This window comes from Pseudonocardia sp. HH130630-07, assembly GCF_001698125.1.
GTDB lineage: Bacteria > Actinomycetota > Actinomycetes > Mycobacteriales > Pseudonocardiaceae > Pseudonocardia.
On the sequence record NZ_CP013854.1, the window covers coordinates 4,901,404 to 4,918,173 of the forward strand.

A 16,770-nucleotide genomic window follows, 5' to 3' on the forward strand; every position below is an offset into this window, starting at 1 on the left:
CTGGCCGCCACGCCCGTCACCCCTCGTCGATCGATGGTTGCGTGACGGTACGACGGGCGGCCCCGCGCCGCCGGGCGCACCGCGCGGCCGTGTCCGGATCGTCACGCGGTGTGCTTCGACGACCGCATGTGGTGTTCGTTGCTGATAATCCGGTGTGAAGGCCGGTCCGGACCTGGCCGGGACGCCCGGGGCCGGGTCACGATCGGGTGATGCCGGTGCTCCCGGCGGCCACCGGTCGCCGACCGGCTCCGGACGGGGGAGCCGTGGCGACCGAACGTCTCCGCACGGGCGCCGTCGCGCTGGTCGTGGCACTCGTCGCCGTGCTGCCGGTGCTCGTCGTGCCCTCCGCCCCCGGCGCCGCCGGACCGGTCGGCGACCCGCCCCCCGCCGTCGCCGATCCCGTCGCGCCCCCGGTGCCGGAGGCGAGCGGGGGGATCACCTCGCGCCCGCCCGGGAGCGTGCCGGTGGCCCGGGCCGGTGAGGACGGGCTGGAGCTGTCCTGGGCGCTGCTCGACACCGGGACCGGGGACTGGACCGGATCGCCCGGTGCGGACGCCGACGCCACCGAGGCCGAGTCGGCGATCAAGGCGTGGCTCGCCGCGGACACCCTGCGGGCGGCCGCCGAGCGGGGGCGCGCGGTGACCGCAGCCGAGCGGTCCGACATCACCGCCGCCGTCCGGCGCAGCGACGACGACGCGGCCGAGCGCCTCTACCGGGCCGGCGGGCGGGACGCGGTGATCGACCGCCTGCAGCCGGAGTGCGGGGTCGACGTCTCGTCGTCGCGGCGCGGCTGGTGGTCCTACACCCAGGTCACGGCGATCGACGCGGCGCGGATCCTGGCCTGCGTGCACGAGCGGGCGGCCCGCTGGCCCGGTGGGGCCGACCTGCTCGTGGACCTCGCCTCGATCACGCCGGACGGCCGGTCCGGGATCGCCGCGACGCTGCCGCACCCGGCGGTGGAGAAGAACGGCTGGACCCTGCACGGCGGCCACTGGAACGTGAACTGCGTGCTGAGCTGGACCGACCGCGCGCTCGCCGTGCTCACGACGTTCCCGGGCGAGCGCGGGGTGGAGTACGGGTGGGACGTGTGCCGTGACGTCGCGGTCGAGGTACTGGCCGCCGACCGGGCCGATGCGGGAGGCCTGTGACCTGCGGCCGGCCAGGCGGAGGATCGTCCGTTTAGACATGCGAATACGTGCATGTATAGGCTGTCGTGCATGGGTCAGGGACACGGACACGGCGGCGCGGCGGGCGGCCACGGGCACGCGGGTGCCGGCACGGACCGGCGGCGGCTGGCGATCGCGCTCGTGGTCACGCTGGCGACGACCGTCCTCGGCGCCGTCGGTGCGGCGATCACCGGTTCGCTGGCGCTTCTGGCCGACCTCAGCCACCTGCTGACCGACGCCGGGGCGCTCGTCGCGGCGCTCATCGCGGCGGCGCTGGCGGCCCGCCCGGCCACGGCCCGGCGGACCTACGGCATGGGGCGGGCCGAGGTGCTGGTCGCGGCGCTGAACGCCCTCACGCTGGTGGCGGTCGTCGGCTGGGTGGTGGTCGAGGCCGTGCAGCGGCTGTTCGAGCCGCAGCCGGTGCCGGGGTTGCCGATGCTGGTCATCGGTGTGCTGGGGCTGGTCGGCAACCTGATCTCGCTCGCCGTCCTGTCCGGCGGGGACCGCGGCAACATGAACCTGCGCGGTGCGCTGCTGCACGTGCTCGGGGACGCCCTGGGCTCGGTCGGCGTGCTGGTGGCCGCGGTCGTGCTCATGACGACCGGATGGCCCTACGCCGACACGATCGCCTCGCTGGTCATCGTCGCGATCGTGCTGCCGCGGGCGGTGGCGTTGCTGCGCGAGGCCGCGCACGTGCTGCTGGAGGGTGCGCCGAAGGGCATCGACGGCGACGACGTGCGGGACGCCCTGCTCGCGGTCCCCGGCGTGACCGCGGTGCACGACCTGCACCTGTGGGCGATCAACGACCGCACCCCTGCGATGTCGGCACACCTCGTCGTGACCGAGGAGCTCACCGCGCACTGCGGCGACGAGTCGGTCCTCGACGCGGCGACCCAGGTGCTGCGCGAGCGGTTCGGCCTCGACCACTCGACGTTGCAGGTGGAGCACGCCGCCCACGTGGGGCACGAGAACCACTGCGGCTGACCCGCCCGCCGGCGCCGCGGCTACCGTGACCGGCGATGAGCAGCGAGCAGCGTGCCGTGGCGCCGGACGGCACCGGCCTCGGGTTCGACGTACACCCGCCGCGGGGGACCGGCCCGGGTGAGCCGTTGCTGCTGCTCGCCGGTCAGATCAATGCCCGGGTCTGGTGGAGCACGGTCCGGTCGTCGTTCGACGGGTACCGCACCGTCGCTCCCGACCACGCCGGTACCGGCACCAGCGACGACGCCGCCGACGGCGACTGGAGCACCCGCCGCTTCGCCCGGGACGTGGTGGCGGTCCTCGACGCCGCCGGGATCGACCGGGCGCACGTCTACGGCACGTCGATGGGCGGCCGGATCGCGCAGTGGCTCGCGATCGACCACCCGGACCGGGTCGGGGGACTCGTCCTGGGCTGCACGACCGGCGGTGGCAGCGGTGCCGTCCCGGCGGATCCCGCCGTGCTCCAGCGCCTCGCCGACCCCGGTGGTGGCCCGGCCGAGCTGCGCAGGCTGATGGCCGGGCCGGAGTGGACCGGCCCGCTGCCCGTGCTCGGCGACCCCGGGGCGGGTCCACGCGCCAGGGCCGGGCACCGCAGGGCCAGTGCCCGGCACGACGCCTGGGCGGCGCTCCCCGCGATCACCGCCCCGACCCTGGTGCTGCACGGCACCGCGGACGAGCTCACGCCACCCGGCAACGGCCGGTTGCTGGCCGGCCGCATCCCGGGTGCCCGGTTCGTGGCGTTCGAGGGCGCCCGGCACGCGTACTTCCTGGAGGACCGGGCGACCGACGAGGTGCTCCGGTTCCTCGCGGCACACCCGCTCGCCGCGGCCTGATCCGGAGGGCCCTACCCGGCGAGGTGCGACCAGCGCGGGGCGAGATCGGTCCACGGCCCCTCGTCGACGACCCGGCCCCGGTCCAGCACCACGACCCGGTCCGCCCGGGCCAGCGCCGCCCGCTTGGTGCTGGCGCCGACGACCGTGCCGCCGCGGCGGCGCAGCGCGGCCCACAGCTCGATCTCGGTCCGGACGTCCAGGGCCGAGGACACGTCGTCGGCGACGATCAGCTCCGCACCGGTCGCCAGCGCCCTGGCCATCGCCAGCCGCTGAACCTGGCCCCCGGACAGGCGGATGCCCCGGTGCCCGACGACGGCGTCCGTCCCGCCCGCGGCCGCGACGTCACGACCGAGCCGGGCGTCGTCGACGGCGTCCTCGATGCCGCGCCGGTGGCCGAGGCTCACGTTGTCGCCGAACGTCCCGGACAGCACCCGCGGCACCTGGCCGACGTAGGCGACCTGCCCGGGCCGCAGGAAGTGCTGCGGATCGGCGACGGCGCGCCCGTTCCAGCGGATGACGCCCTCGTGGTCCACCAGTCCGGCCAGCCCCGCCAGCAGGCTGGACTTCCCCGATCCGACCTGGCCGGTGACCAGCACCAGTGATCCGGCGTCGACGTCGAGATCGACGCCCTCCACCCCGACCGTCCCGTCGTGGTGGACCGCGGTGACCTTCTCCAGGCTCAGCCGGTGCAGCGGTTCCCGGGCCGCGGCCTCCGGCCCCGGCGCGGTGCCCGCGACGAGATCGACGCCGGCCGGCGGCCGGGTGAGGTCGGCGGTACCGGCGAACAGCGCGACCGTGCGCAGCCACCGGCGGGCGATCGGGGCCTCGGTGACCGCAGCGGCGCAGACCTGGCCGAAGAACCCGACACCGCCCAGGGTCGTCGACACCAGCAGCGCGGTGGCCAGGTCCCAGGCCCCGCCCAGGTACACCGACCAGGTCAGGATGACGGCGGCCTGCAGCACCAGGCCGGGGACCCCGTCCAGCAGGGTGCGGACCCGGTACTCGCGCACGGTCGCCCGCACGCGGTCGGCGTCCACCCCGACGAGGTGCGCGCGGACCGCGCCGGTCGCGGCGGCCAGCTTCACCGTGCGGACCGACTCCAGCGCCGACCCCAGCGCGGTGCCGAACCTGGCCCTGGCGTCGGCGGCGGCCCGCCCGGCCCGCCCGGCGGCCGGAGCACCGAGCGCCGCGGCCCTGGCGCAGAGCACGAGGAAGCCGCCGACGACCGCGGCGGTCTGCACGTTGCCGGACAGCAGCCAGGTCGCGAGGACCACGAGGGCCGCGTTGGCGACGTCGACCCAGCGGTCGGCGTAGAGCACCATCCGGTCCGAGTCGAGCGCGCGGGCGACGATCTCGCCGGCCGGCGCGCGGCCGGAGCGGTGCTGCATCGTCTGGCCGCGCAGCACCGCCAGCCGCATCTGCAGGGTGATCGCGGCCCACCAGCGCGGGTAGGTGCGGAACGCCACGGCGATCCACACCGGGAACAGCAGCAGCACCCCGGTCAGCAGGAGCGCCGGTTCCCACGGCGCCCCGCCGTCCTGCAGCTCGGCGGCCACCCGGCCCCACAGCCAGCCCGTCAGGACGCCGGAGGCGCCGGCGAGCGTGGCGATGGTGAACATCAGCCCACCGAGCAGCCCCCATCGCGGGTACGACAGGATCAGCCGCAGCACGGTCCGCCAGAGCGCCGGCGCCGGGGCCGGGTCGGCCGCGGGCACCGCGCGGCGGACCCGCCGGGCGAACGTGACGTCGTCCGCCCCGGCGAGCGGGGCCGCCACCGGAGCGCCTGCGGCGGACCCGTCCGGCCCGGTGTCGGTCCGGTCCGCGGCGAGCAGGTCGGCGTAGCGGCCGGGCTCGACGGCCAGCCGCTCCCGGGCGCCGTGCTGAACCAGCCGGCCGTCCTCCAGGACGGCGACCATGTCGGCCCGCCGGATCGTCGACAGCCGGTGCGCGACGACGATCCCGGTCCGGTCGGCGAGCAACGCCCTGGCCGCCCGGGTCACCCGGGCCTCGGTCCGCGGGTCCATCCGGGCCGTCGCCTCGTCGAGCACGACGACCGAGACGTCGCGGACCAGCAACCGTGCGAACGCGACCAGCTGTTCCTCGCCGGCCGAGAGCGTCACCCCGCCGTGGCCCAGCCGGGTCTCGAGCCCGTCGGGCAGGGCCTCGACCCAGCCGTCGAGCCCGAGCGCGGTCACCGCCCGCTCGATCGTGCTCCGGTGCACGGCGGGGTCGTGCAACGCGATGTTCTCCGCCAGCGACGCCGCGAGGACCTCGGTGCGCTGGGTGACGACACCGATCCCGCGGCGCAGGTCCTCGATCCCGATGTCGCGGACGTCGAGCCCGCCGACGAACACCTGCCCGCGGGACGGCTCGACGGCCCGCGACAGCACCTTCGCGATCGTGGACTTGCCGGAACCGGTCCGGCCGAGCAACGCGCACGTGGCGCCCGGCGGCACCGTCAGGTCGATCCCGGCGAGCCGGAAGCCACCGGGGTAGCCCGCCGTGAGCCCGCGCAGCTCGACACCGACCGGCCCGCCGGGCACCGGTGCGCCCCCGGCCGGCTCCTGCTCGGCGTTCAGCAGGGATCGGACCCTGCTCAGCGCACCGACCCCGGCCTGGATGTCGGGCATCCGGTCGACGATGGAGTCGACCTGTGCGACGAACCCGGTGACCAGGATCCACAGGGTCACCAGGGCCGCGATCCCGCCCGGGTCCCCGGCGACCAGCCAGACCCCGCCGACGGCGACGGCACCGAGCAGGGCGTGGGCGAGGAACCCGGCGCGCAGCCCGAGGGTCGTCGCGGGCCGGCAGACCTCACGGACCCGGCGCAGCACCTCGGCGCCGCGGGCCGCGAAGCCGGCGACGACGTGGGCCTGCCCGAGGCTGGTCCGCACGTCGTCCTGCCCGGCGACGGCCTCCTCGAGCTGGGCCGAGTGATCCGACCAGGCGACCTCCTCGGCGACCTTGGCCCGCGCGACGACCGCGGTCAGCGGCCGTGCCACCAGCACGACCGACGCCGCGAGCACCGGGAAGGCAATCCACGCCGGCCAGAACACGAGCCCCGCGACGATCCAGGCGACCACCGTGCGCAGCAGCGCCCGGCCGGTCTCCCAGCCGATCCGGCGGAACAGCTGGGCGATCTGGCGGGAGTCGTCGTCGACCCGGTCCAGCAGCTCTCCGACCGCCTGGTCGTCGAGACGGGGCAGCGGCTGGCCGAGCGCGGCGTCGAGCAGGTCGGCCCGCAACCGGCCCTCGGCCCGGCTGACCACCGTGGCGAACAGCACCCGGCCCGCGGTGTCGAGCACCGCCGCGCCCAGGAGCAGCACACCGAGCGCGGTGACCAGCGTCGCCGTCGGGCCGGCGGCGACCCGCCCCACGACGGTGGCCGCCACCGCCTCGGCGATCGCGGCGACCACCGCGGCGATCATCGCGACGGTCGACGCCCGTCCGGCCAGCCGCCGCCACGACAGCGTGCGCACGCCTCACACCCCCCGGGATCGGACGGCACACGGGGTCCTCCGTGGCCGGTCCGCAGGGGACGGTAGCCGCGACCCCCGACGATCTCCGCCGGTTTTCCGACGGGCCGGTCAGTACGGAGGCCGGTCCTCCTCCGACGGGTCCGGTCGTTGCCACGGCGGCATCCCCGGCATCGGGGCGGCCGGTGGTTCCTCGTCGGGTTCCCACCGGTCCTCGACGGCCTCGTCGTCCGGCTGCCGCGGCGGATCCGGCTCGGGCTCGTCCAGCGGGGGGACCCCGAACTCCGCACGCAGTTTCCGCGCGTCCTCGGGATCGAGGTACCGGGCGATGTCGTCCGCTGTCATCCGCTGACGGTCCGAGCCGTACTCGGGTGCGTGCCGGAGGACGAGCCCCCGGGCCTGCAGGAACGCGCTGTCCACGTCCGGGCCGGTCCGGAGCTCACCGGGATCGCCGAGCCACGGAGTTCCGTCCGGATCGGGGTCGGCTATCGGGGCCCGGTCCTGGGCCGCATCGCTGAGCCGGCCGAACGTGTCGATCTGGGCCACGGCCTCACCCACCTTCTCCTCGTGCCGCGCCAGCCACCAGACGAGCGTGCTCCCGGGCGTCCGGAGCACCTCGTCGTGCAGGTAACGCCGGTGGGCGATCTCGTGGTCGCGGTTGTGCTCCCACAACTGGACGTCCTTACGCAGGCGGGACAGCTCCCGGATGCGCTTGCCGTCGTCCTCGTCGACGTCGAGCACGACGTCCGTCGCCCACACCGTCATGCGTCCGCGTCCGCCGGTCTGGTGCCCACCGAGCGTGGCGGCGAGGCGTGTGCCCGCACGGTCCCGGTCCGCGATCGAGTACCCGGCGGAGAGCTCGGCGGCCCGCTCCACGACCACCTCCCCGGCCAGGGCGGCCGGATCCCCGTGGGCGACGGCCTCACCGCCGGTCCAGTTCACGGTCGCGGAGAACCGGAACGTGTAGTCCGCCGTGTCGCTGGGGATCTCCACCGGCCCGACGACGCGCCGGTCCTGCCGTACCGGGACCTGCGGCCGCGGGTCCGGCAGATCCGGGTACAGATGTGGCCGGGCCGGGGTGCGCATCCAGAACCACCCGCCGACGGCCACGCCGACGAGCAGCAGCGCGGCCACGGTGAGGTAGCCGAGCGCGGACAGGCCCGCGGCCAGTCCGATCAGCACCGGACCGAGCACGGCGGCGCCGGCCAGGAGCGCGAGGGGTTTGAGACGGTCGTCGGTCATGGGTGCGCTCCTCGGTGGAGTGTGGTCCTGCGGCGGGCCGCGCTCAGCAGGTCGGTCAGCTCTCGGGCGACGCTTCGCCGCCGGACGGCGGCTTCCCGCTCGGCCGGCCCGGCGACCCAGTCGTAGGTGATGCCCAGCAGCACCTCGGGCCGGCCGCTGCGGACAGCGGCGGTGACGAGCAGTTCGGTCGCGGTGGTGTCGTCGGCGTCGCTGCGAGCCTGGTCGTCGAGCCAGTACCGGAGCGGCTCGTCCAGCACGGCGCGGTCGGCGTCGCGCAGTACGGCGGTCCAGCAGGTGGTGAGGAGATCGGAGGTCGCCGCCCGGGCGAGGTGGGGGCGGATGATCTCCGGCCGGACACACGTGAGGAAGAGGAGCCGGTCCTGGTCCCTCTCGATGCGGGGTCGGTGTCCCGGCCGGGGGGATCCCACCAGCCGGCCGAGGAGCATCCGCGGTGCGCTGCTCCGCTCGGTGAGCAGTCTGCGCAGCCCGCGCTGCGCCGCGGCAGAGACCGCTTCGAGGGGATGCCGCGCGAGGTGGTGCAACCGCACCACGGCCTGATCGAGCCGGTCCGGAGCGATGACCTCGGTGCAGATCGCGACGAGCATCGTCGCGAGTGCTGCGGGGCAGCCCGGGTCACGGGCCCAGGTCCAGCAGCGCCGACGCAGGACCGGGCTGTGCTCGGGGTGGTTCAGACCGTGTGTGAGGGTCAGTACCGCCAGCTCCAGCGGCCCACGGGCTGTCGCCGCCCACCGTTCCACGACCTCGGCCAGCGCGTCGGGGCCGCGGGTCCGGAGCACCTCGGTGGCGAACCGCTCCGCGAACACGCCTGGATCGAGCCCGGGCCGGTCGAGCAGATCGGGATGCTCGACGATCCATCGCTGGAACCCGGCGCGCAGCCCGGGGAAGTGGGTCCAGAAGTAGGCCCGGATCTTGCGGCCGCGGGTCCGGTCCTGGAACGTGACCGCTCCGTCGAGCTCCTGTGCCCCGATTCCGTCCAGTCGTGCGCCGAAGTCGGGGGAGACCAGCGCGTGTTCGCCGTCGACGGTGAGTTCGACCGTCGAGACCAGGGTCCGCTCCGCCTCGTACACCACGGCCGACGGACTGTGCTCGAACATGGCGACGGCCAGTGCGAGCGGACGTTGCTGCCCGCAGAGCTGGTCCCGCAGTTCCCGCACCACCGCGCCCGTGCTGTCGCCGTCCAGCGCGGACAGTGCCCGCTCGCACCACTGCGGGAAACCGCCGGCCCCGGCCGACTCCTCCGCGACGAACCGGGCGAGCTGTTCGACGTCGCGCATGGGTGCGGTGTCGAGGTGCTCGGTCAGGGCGGGATAGAGCGGTCCCGGGACGGCGTGGCCCGGGAGGACGGCGCGGAGGTGCCGGTCGAACACGCGCTCGGGATCGGGACGTCCGAGGCGGGCTCGGCAGCCGACCAACTCGGACGGGAGCTGGTCCACGGGTGCCTCGCGCAGCACGATCACGCCGAGCGCACCGTGCCGCTGGGTGCGGGCGACCACGCCGGCGAAGCGTGCGACCAGCGGCCCCCACTGTTCGGGACCGGCGAGGTCGGAGAGATCGACCAGGAACCGGGTGGCGGGTGTGACGTCGGCCGGGTCGTACGGCGCGTCCCGGTCGTCGTCGTGCAGGTCGACCCGGGTGACGGGCTCCCGCGGGTCGGTGGCCAGCTCGTCGAGCAGCCGGGTCGCTGCCGCGTTCCGGCCGTCGCCCGCCGCCCCCAGAGGACCACGACCCGCTGTTCGCGCAGGATCTCCCGGGCGCGGGTATAGCCGTCGGGCTCGACGAACACCCGCCGGACGGCGGCCTCGTGGTCGGCGGAGTGAGCGCGCCCGGGACGGCGCCGATCCTGCTGAATACTGGAGATGTAGGCGGTGATGATGTCGCCGTGGCCGTAGTGCTGCGGGCTGTCCCGGACCGAGTCGTTCGTGATCCGGGTCTGCGGGAGCACGCCGGTCACCGGTCCCCGTAGCGGGTCCCGGTGATGTCGCCGTGGCCGAAGTGCTGGGGTGACCGGTGGACCTCGCCCCGGAACTCCACCTGCGGGCCGCCGCTCCCGGACGGCGGCCCGGCGTCCGGCCGGTCGCCCGCCGGAGCGGGCCCGGTGCCACCGGGGCCGATCCCCGACCGGAGCGCCGGGCCGGTCTGGTGCGGTACCCGAAGGTAGGCCCGGGTCGTCCCGCCCTTGATCGCGACGTCCACGCCGGCGTAGTAGTCCTCCCCGTCGCCGGAGTAGCCGGACCGCACGGCGTCGAGGTACGCGCGTTCGGTGAGTGCGGCGACGACGTAGGTGCGAGGCCCGTTGTTCGCCAGCAGCTCGCGCAGCGCGGCACAGTCCAGCAGCCGGTGCAGCTCGACGCGGTCGTGACCACTGCCGTCGTCGGCCTGACCGGGATCCGACAGGTCGGTGCGATCGTCGCTGCTCACCGGGCCGACCCCGATGCTGACCCGCAGGCGCATGGGCGTGCCGCCCGGGATGCGGTGCTCCCGGTCGCGCTCGGCCAGCTCGTCCTGCAGGGCGTGCAACAGGGGGTTGACCAGTTTCGGCAGGATCCCCGAGCGGAACCCGACGACGTAGCCGTCGCCCGTCCTGCGCGGGAACTCCTGGCCGCTGCTCCAGGCGATCCCGAGACCGGCACGGTGGAACGCGGCGGCGAGCACCTCGGTCACGGCCTGGGACAGCGGTCCGTGGAACCGGCCGCGCCTGTTGCTGAATCCCTCCACATCGACCGCGATCAGCGCAAGGTACGGCGGAAGTTCGGTGGCGGTCGTTCCGTCGTCGTTCATGATCTCCCTCTCGAAGGCGTCGCCGTGCCGCCGGGGACACGGCATCGGTGCTCCACGTCGTGCCGCGGAACAGGATGGTCAGAACGGCGGCGCCCCACCGACGGTTGCGGCGATCCACATCAGATAGACGGCGATCTCGAGTGCGGCGCTGACCAGTGCGGCCCGCAGGAAACGGATCTTCCGCCGGACGATGTGCGCCACCGTGCGGCTCCGTGCCCACGCCGCCTCGACGGCGGCGCGAAGCTCCGTACGCCCCGCCGTGTCGTGGGCCGCGGGCCGTAGCCCGGGGTAGGTGAACCAGGGGAGCGGCGTCGGTCCGGAGCGTGGCCACAGCGTGGCCAGCAGCAGGGCGACGGTGGCCGCGACGAGGACGAGAAGAACACCCCCGGCGAGCCGGGACGGCCCGCCCGATCCGTGGCGTGTGACGGCCAGGCCGGCCAGGACGATGCCCTGCGCCGCGAGCAGGAATCCGGCCTTCGCGTCGACCGCGGCGATGATCCGGTTGGTCTCGGCGGTCGTCGCCGCGGCGAATTCGCGATCGCGATCGAGCGCGGGATCAGCTGCTCCGTTCATGCTCCAATGACACGACAGGGTGACGCAGAGTTCTGCGTCCATCGACGCACAGGACGGGGATCGTCGTCATCGGGATCGACACGGGGACCGACACCGGGACCGACCCGGACCTGGTCGCGTTGCTGTCGTGGATCCGCAGCGCCGGCCGTCCGCGTCGCTGGGCCCGCGGAACGACGGTGCTGCTGCAGGGCGCGCGGAGCGACGAGCTGATCCTGCTCGGATCGGGAACGGTCAAGATCGTCTCCGGAGCGGAGAGCGGCCGGCAGGCGATGCTCGCACTGCGCGGCCCGGGTGACCTGATCGGCGAGTTCGCCGTGTTCGACGGCCGGCCGCGGTCGGCCAGCGTCGTCGCGCTCGGTGCCGTGTCCGGCTGGGTGGTGGGCTCCGACCGGCTGCACGCTCATCTCGGGGCCACCCCGGCGGCGGCGCTGGCCGTCCTGCGGATGCTGGTGTCCCGGTTGCGGGAGGCCGACCTGCGGCGTCTGGAGTTCGGTTCGCTCGACACCGTCGCCCGCCTGGCGAGCCTGCTCTGCACCCTCGGGGAGCAGCACGGCGCGGGCTCGTGGATCCGGTTGACCCAGGCCGAGCTCGGCGCCGCGACCGGCGCCTCGCGGGAGGCGACGGTCCGGGCCGTCACCCGGTTACGAGCCGCGGGTCTGGTCGAGACCGCCCGGCACCGGATCCGGATCCTGCGCCCCGTGGACCTCGCCCGGGTCGCACGCGGCGAGGGGGTTCCGGACGAGGGTGGCCACGGCGCCGGATGAGAACACGACGGTGCCCCCGGCCGCGAACGACCGGGGGCACCGTGGCGACGGGCCGGGACTCAGTCCAGGTAGTCGCGCAGGACCTGCGACCGCGACGGGTGCCGCAGCTTCGACATCGTCTTGGACTCGATCTGCCGGATCCGCTCGCGGGTCACGCCGTAGACCTGGCCGATCTCGTCGAGCGTGCGGGGCTGGCCGTCGGTCAGGCCGAACCGCAGCCGCACGACACCGGCCTCCCGCTCGGACAGCGTGGCCAGCACCGACTGCAGCTGGTCCTGCAGCAGGGTGAACGACACCGCGTCCACCGCGACGACGGCCTCGGAGTCCTCGATGAAGTCACCGAGCTGCGAGTCGCCCTCGTCGCCGATGGTCTGGTCCAGCGAGATGGGTTCCCGGGCGTACTGCTGGATCTCCAGCACCTTCTCCGGGGTGATGTCCATCTCCTTGGCGAGCTCCTCGGGAGTGGGCTCGCGCCCGAGGTCCTGGAGCAGCTCACGCTGTATGCGGCCGAGCTTGTTGATGACCTCCACCATGTGCACCGGGATGCGGATGGTGCGGGCCTGGTCGGCCATGGCGCGCGTGATGGCCTGCCGGATCCACCAGGTCGCGTAGGTCGAGAACTTGTAGCCCTTGGTGTAGTCGAACTTCTCGACCGCACGGATCAGACCGAGGTTGCCCTCCTGGATCAGGTCCAGGAACGCCATGCCGCGGCCGGTGTAGCGCTTCGCGAGCGACACGACCAGCCGGAGGTTGGCCTCCAGCAGGTGGTTCTTGGCGCGCTCGCCGTCCCGCACGATCCACCGCAGGTCCCGGCGCAGCTGCGGGGAGACCTTCTCGTTGGACTCGAAGACCTTGCGGATGCGCTCCGCGCCGTAGAGACCGGCCTCGATCCGCTTGGCGAGCTCGACCTCCTCCTCGGCGTTGAGCAGCGCCACCTTGCCGATCTGCTTCAGGTAGGCGCGGACCGAGTCGGCCGAGGCGGTGAGCTCGGCGTCCTTGCGGGCCTGCCGCAGCGCCTCGGACTCCTCCTCGTCCCAGACGAAGTCGGCCGACTTCTGCTGGGACGCCCTGGTCGTCGGGGCGACCCGGTTCTTGCCGGTGTTCGTGTCGTCATCGTCGTCGTCATCGTCCTCGACGGCGGCGTTGGGGTCCTCCTCCTTGGCCGCCTCGGCGAGGTCGGCCTCGATGTCGGAACCGTCGATCTCGCCGTCCTCGAGCTCGACCTCGCCGTCCTCGAGCTCGGCGTCCTCGCCGTCGGCCTTCTTGGTGGAGGCCTTCTTCGGGGCCGCCTTCTTCGGGCCGGTCCGGGGCGCGGCCGCGGTCTTGCGGGGGCGGCCGGCCGGCTTCGTCGGGGTGCCGGTCGCCGCTGACCCGGACGTACCGGACGCGGACGTACGGCGGCTGCGGGATGCGGTGCTCGACGTCGCCTCGACCGTCGAGTCGCTGCGTGCTGCGGAGTCTGCGGCTGCCACCTGGGCCCTCTCGCTACGTGCGCTGGAGTCGTTGCTCGGACCGGACCGCGGCGCGCTCGTCGGGAGTGACGAGGCCACGGATCGGCCCGGAATTCTGTGCGGCGCCGCCTCGGTCGCCGGCGTCGGTCGGAGGTCGCCGTGCAGCCCGGAGGCGGGCATGCGTTCCATTGTAACTGCGCATCGCGGGAGGGGACGCACCTCACGCCGCCCCGCGCGTCCGGGTGGCCCCCGACGTGGTCGGATGGACCCGTGAGCCCGCACGAGAGCAGCGATCCCGCCACCCTGCGCGCCGTCGCCGAGCAGGTCGCCGCCGAGGCGGCCGAACACCTGCACAGCCTGCCCGCGCCGCGCGACGGCGGGGTGTCGACGAAGTCCTCGCCGACCGACGTCGTCACCGAGTCCGACGCCTCGGTGGAGCGGTTCGTCCGCGCCCGGCTCGCGGAGCTGCGGCCGGGCGAGCCCGTCTACGGCGAGGAGGGCTCCGGCGACGCCGCGACCGCGCGGTGGGTGGTCGACCCGATCGACGGCACCGTGAACTACCTCTACGGCCTGCCCTGGTACGCCATCTCGATCGCCGCCGTCGCCGCGGGCGGGACCGTCGCCGGTGCGGTCGCGGAGCCGGCGTCCGGGCGGCTCTGGTCGGCCGGGCGGGGGCTGGGCGCCACCTGTGACGGGCGGCCGCTGTCGGCCGCGGCGACGACCGAGCTGGGGCAGTCGCTGGTGGGGACCGGGTTCGCCTATCGGGCCGAGCGCCGCGCCCGGCAGGCCGGGATGGTGGCGGCGATGCTGCCGGAGGTGCGCGACGTGCGCCGGGCCGGCGCCGCTGCGCTGGACCTGTGCGCGGTGGCCGCCGGCTGGCTGGACGGCTACGTCGAGCACGGCTGCAACTGGTGGGACTGGGCGGCCGGGGCGCTCGTCGCGCAGGAGGCCGGTGCCCGGGTGCACATCGCCGTCGCGCCGGGGGTCGTCGATCCCGGCATCGACGGCGACGGGCTGGGCGCCGACGTGTCGCTCGCCGCCGCTCCGGGGATCGCCGACGCACTGGCCGGCCTGGCCCGCCGCAGCGGCGCCGCGGACGTCTGAGCGGGTCGCTCAGGCGCCGCAGGTGTCCGCGCGGGCCTGCTCCAGCAGCCCGGGATCGGCCTGCGCACCGCCCTCGTTGCCGGGGGAGGCGAGCTGGTCGAGTGCGTCCCGGGCGGCGCGCCCGGGGGCGACGTCGGTGAACGCGGTCCCGACCACCACGTCGACCGTCCCGCCCGGCCGGTCGTCGCGGACGAGTTCCATGCAGGGCAGGGCGAGCGAGAGGGTCGCCGCGCCCGGGCCGCCGTCCGGCCCGAACCGCAGCTGGCCGATGCACCCGAGGTCCCCGTCGGGGAAGGCGGGATCGTTGCCCGGCGTGTTCGCCTCGCCGAACGCGAGGTCCCGGAGCTGGGCGCTCACCAGGTTCGCCTGTCCGCGCTGGCCACCGGCGTTGAGCACCTGGAACCGGACGTCGCGCGGGGTGGCCGGGGCGATCGAGGCGAACTCGGCCCGGTCCAGCTCGGCCCCCGGGAGCGCACCCGCCGCGGGCGCCGGGCACGCCGTGGTGGACGGCCCCTCCGACGCGCTGCTCAGGACCACGGTCCAGGTGGCGGCGACGACGACGGCCAGCACGGCCGAGGTGATCAGGATCGGCCGGGTCCGGCGCCGCTCGTAGGGCCGTTCGGCGCGGGCGCGCGGCGACGGCATCAGAGCGAGCCCCCGTCCAGCACGTGGTGCCCGAGCGCGACGACCGGTGCCACGGCCTCGTGCAGGCCGTCGGCCATGCTCTCCGGGACCGATCCGGCGCGGACCCTGGCCAGGATCCCGTCGATCACCACCGCCAGCTTGAACGCGCCGAACGCGACGTACCAGGGCAGGGGGGTGACGTCGAGACCGGACCGGGCCGCGTAGGCGTCCACCAGTTCGCGGCGGGTGGGGAAGCCGGGCTCACCGGTGGCCGAGGGCAGCGGCTGCGCCGCCGACCACACCTCGTCGTCACCGGCCTGGCGCCAGTAGACGAGCAGCAGGCCCAGGTCGGCGAGCGGATCGCCGAGGGTCGACATCTCCCAGTCCAGCACCGCCCGGATCCGGCCCGGGTCCTGCGCGTCGAGCACGCAGTTGTCCAGGCGGTAGTCGCCGTGCACGACGGTGTGCCGCTGTGCCACCGGGACGTCCTCGGCGAGCCGTTCGGCCAGCCGGGTCACCTCGGCGCCGGTCCGCTCGTCCGAGGCGTTCGCGGCACCGTCGCGGGCGTCGGCCCACTGCCGGCTCCAGCGCCGGATCTGGCGCTCCATGAAGCCTTCCGGCCGGCCGAAGTCCCCGAGCCCGACCGCGCCGGGCTCGACGGCGTGCAGCGTGGCCAGCACCTCGACCAGTGCATCGCCGGCGGCCCGGCGCTGCTCCGGCGTGGCGGACCAGTCGCTGAGCGGGACGACGCCGTCGACGAGCTCCATCACGAAGCAGGGGGCGTCCGTCGGTCCGGCGCCCTCGCCGTCGAAGGTGGCCAGTACCGCGGGCACCGGGACCGCGGTGGGGCCCAGCGCGGCGATGACCCGCTGCTCGCGGCCCATGTCGTGGGCGGTCGCGGCGACGGTGCCGACCGGCGGGCGCCGCAGCACCACCGCACCGGCCGGCGACGAGACCCGGTAGGTCAGGTTGGAGCGGCCGGCGCCGATGGGGGCCAGCTCGGCGCCCGTCCACCGCTCGTCGTCCAGGACCGTCGCGAGCCAGCGCCCGACGGCCTCGGGATCGGCGCCGGGCGTGGGCGTTCGGGCACTCGTCGTCACACCGACCGACCCTAGCCCGCACGCCCGTCCGGGTCCCGGCGTGACACCCGGTGCACGGCCGGGTGCGCCGTGCGGGGGACTCGCTGCGCGACCTGCCGGACCCTGGGCTACCCTCCCGCGGCCGGTGGCGGACCGGACCCCTGCGGTCGTGGACGGGCGGATGATCGACCGACCACCGGTGGAGTGAGACCGGCGTCACTGGCGGTACGGGCACAAACCCGGTCGCCGCGTCGTTCCTCTGCGGCACGCGACGACCGACGGACGAGAATGACCTGCTGCTCTCCGGCCAGGGTGAGCAGCACAGACGTGAATGGCAAGGGTGGGACCGATGGCGACCGACTACGACGCTCCGCGTCGCAACGAGGCCGACGAGATGGCCGAGGACTCGCTCGACGAGCTCAAGCAGCGGCGGAACGAGGCGCAGGCCGCGGTGGTCGACGTCGAGGAGACCGACACCGCGGAGAGCTACGAGCTGCCGGGGGCGGACCTCTCCGGCGAGGAGCTCACGGTGAACGTCCTGCCGAAACAGGCGGACGAGTTCACCTGTGCCAGCTGCTTCCTGGTGCACCACCGGAGCCGGCTGGCCAGTTCCTCGGGCGGGCAGTTCCTCTGCCGCGACTGCGCGGCCTGACCGGCCGCGAGCACGACCTGCACGAG

Annotated in this window: 14 protein-coding genes; 6 read left to right on the forward strand and 8 right to left on the reverse strand. The window is 74.8% G+C overall.

Features of this window, described 5'->3' with window-relative positions:
* The first annotated feature begins 263 nt into the window (after positions 1-263).
* The 3 genes from AFB00_RS23295 (at position 264) to AFB00_RS23305 (ending at position 2,980) form a co-directional block, all read left to right on the forward strand.
* A complete protein-coding gene (locus AFB00_RS23295) occupies positions 264-1,148 on the forward strand; it encodes a hypothetical protein (protein WP_156819694.1) in 885 nt (294 codons plus the stop codon).
* 69 nt (positions 1,149-1,217) lie between these two features.
* Complete coding sequence (locus AFB00_RS23300; RefSeq protein ID WP_068798965.1) at positions 1,218-2,150, forward strand: cation diffusion facilitator family transporter; 933 nt, start codon at positions 1,218-1,220, stop codon at positions 2,148-2,150.
* Positions 2,151-2,185: 35 nt separating this feature from the next.
* Positions 2,186-2,980, forward strand: coding sequence for an alpha/beta fold hydrolase (locus AFB00_RS23305; RefSeq protein WP_068798966.1), 795 nt, complete (start codon positions 2,186-2,188; stop codon positions 2,978-2,980).
* 11 nt (positions 2,981-2,991) lie between these two features.
* Here the strand turns inward: AFB00_RS23305 and AFB00_RS23310 are convergent, their stop codons facing one another.
* From AFB00_RS23310 to AFB00_RS23335, 5 genes are all read right to left on the reverse strand, one after another.
* The gene (locus AFB00_RS23310) at positions 2,992-6,459 is read right to left on the reverse strand and encodes an ABC transporter ATP-binding protein (RefSeq protein ID WP_068798967.1); all 3,468 of its coding nucleotides are present in this window, start codon (positions 6,457-6,459) and stop codon (positions 2,992-2,994) included.
* A gap of 108 nt (positions 6,460-6,567) precedes the next feature.
* Positions 6,568-7,698, reverse strand: coding sequence for a hypothetical protein (locus AFB00_RS23315; RefSeq protein WP_068798968.1), 1,131 nt, complete (start codon positions 7,696-7,698; stop codon positions 6,568-6,570).
* Positions 7,695-9,212, reverse strand: coding sequence for a hypothetical protein (locus AFB00_RS23320; RefSeq protein WP_156819695.1), 1,518 nt, complete (start codon positions 9,210-9,212; stop codon positions 7,695-7,697). Before AFB00_RS23320 ends, AFB00_RS23315 begins: the two co-directional genes overlap by 4 nt.
* A 454-nt stretch (positions 9,213-9,666) precedes the next feature.
* On the reverse strand, positions 9,667-10,497 hold the full coding sequence (locus AFB00_RS23330) for a hypothetical protein (protein WP_156819696.1): 831 nt from the start codon (positions 10,495-10,497) through the stop codon (positions 9,667-9,669).
* Between the two features lie 78 nt (positions 10,498-10,575).
* Positions 10,576-11,070 carry a hypothetical protein gene (locus AFB00_RS23335; RefSeq protein WP_068798972.1) on the reverse strand — a complete coding sequence of 165 codons (495 nt, stop codon included), beginning with the start codon at positions 11,068-11,070 and terminating at the stop codon, positions 10,576-10,578.
* Between the two features lie 119 nt (positions 11,071-11,189).
* Here AFB00_RS23335 and AFB00_RS23340 point away from each other — a divergent pair, with 119 nt between their 5' ends.
* A complete protein-coding gene (locus AFB00_RS23340; RefSeq protein ID WP_083275779.1) occupies positions 11,190-11,834 on the forward strand; it encodes a Crp/Fnr family transcriptional regulator in 645 nt (214 codons plus the stop codon).
* A 59-nt stretch (positions 11,835-11,893) separates the two neighbouring features.
* Here AFB00_RS23340 and AFB00_RS23345 read toward each other — a convergent pair whose 3' ends face one another.
* A complete protein-coding gene (locus AFB00_RS23345; protein WP_068798974.1) occupies positions 11,894-13,306 on the reverse strand; it encodes an RNA polymerase sigma factor in 1,413 nt (470 codons plus the stop codon).
* A 249-nt stretch (positions 13,307-13,555) separates the two neighbouring features.
* On the opposite strand from AFB00_RS23345, the gene AFB00_RS23350 reads away from it, so the two are divergent.
* Positions 13,556-14,389, forward strand: a complete 834-nt coding sequence (locus AFB00_RS23350) for an inositol monophosphatase family protein (protein ID WP_068798975.1) — start codon at positions 13,556-13,558, stop codon at positions 14,387-14,389.
* Between the two features lie 9 nt (positions 14,390-14,398).
* On the opposite strand, the gene cei is transcribed toward AFB00_RS23350, so the two are convergent.
* The gene (gene cei / locus AFB00_RS23355) at positions 14,399-15,034 is read right to left on the reverse strand and encodes an envelope integrity protein Cei (protein ID WP_068798976.1); all 636 of its coding nucleotides are present in this window, start codon (positions 15,032-15,034) and stop codon (positions 14,399-14,401) included.
* A complete protein-coding gene (locus AFB00_RS23360) occupies positions 15,034-16,113 on the reverse strand; it encodes a phosphotransferase family protein (RefSeq protein ID WP_068798977.1) in 1,080 nt (359 codons plus the stop codon). Before AFB00_RS23360 ends, cei begins: the two co-directional genes overlap by 1 nt.
* 328 nt (positions 16,114-16,441) lie before the next feature.
* On the opposite strand from AFB00_RS23360, the gene AFB00_RS23365 reads away from it, so the two are divergent.
* A complete protein-coding gene (locus AFB00_RS23365) occupies positions 16,442-16,744 on the forward strand; it encodes a DUF4193 domain-containing protein (RefSeq protein WP_068798978.1) in 303 nt (100 codons plus the stop codon).
* Positions 16,745-16,770 lie beyond the last annotated feature (26 nt).

Excerpts from the sequence above, each read along its gene's own strand:
- AFB00_RS23365 (WP_068798978.1), top strand. The coding sequence starts at position 16,442 with ATGGCGACCGACTACGACGCTCCGCGTCGCAACGAGGCCGACGAGATG.
- AFB00_RS23305 (WP_068798966.1), top strand. The coding sequence starts at position 2,186 with ATGAGCAGCGAGCAGCGTGCCGTGGCGCCGGACGGCACCGGCCTCGGG.
- AFB00_RS23330 (WP_156819696.1), bottom strand. The coding sequence starts at position 10,497 with ATGAACGACGACGGAACGACCGCCACCGAACTTCCGCCGTACCTTGCG.
- AFB00_RS23300 (WP_068798965.1), top strand. The coding sequence starts at position 1,218 with ATGGGTCAGGGACACGGACACGGCGGCGCGGCGGGCGGCCACGGGCAC.
- AFB00_RS23315 (WP_068798968.1), bottom strand. The coding sequence starts at position 7,698 with ATGACCGACGACCGTCTCAAACCCCTCGCGCTCCTGGCCGGCGCCGCC.
- AFB00_RS23335 (WP_068798972.1), bottom strand. The coding sequence starts at position 11,070 with ATGAACGGAGCAGCTGATCCCGCGCTCGATCGCGATCGCGAATTCGCC.
- cei (WP_068798976.1), bottom strand. The coding sequence starts at position 15,034 with ATGCCGTCGCCGCGCGCCCGCGCCGAACGGCCCTACGAGCGGCGCCGG.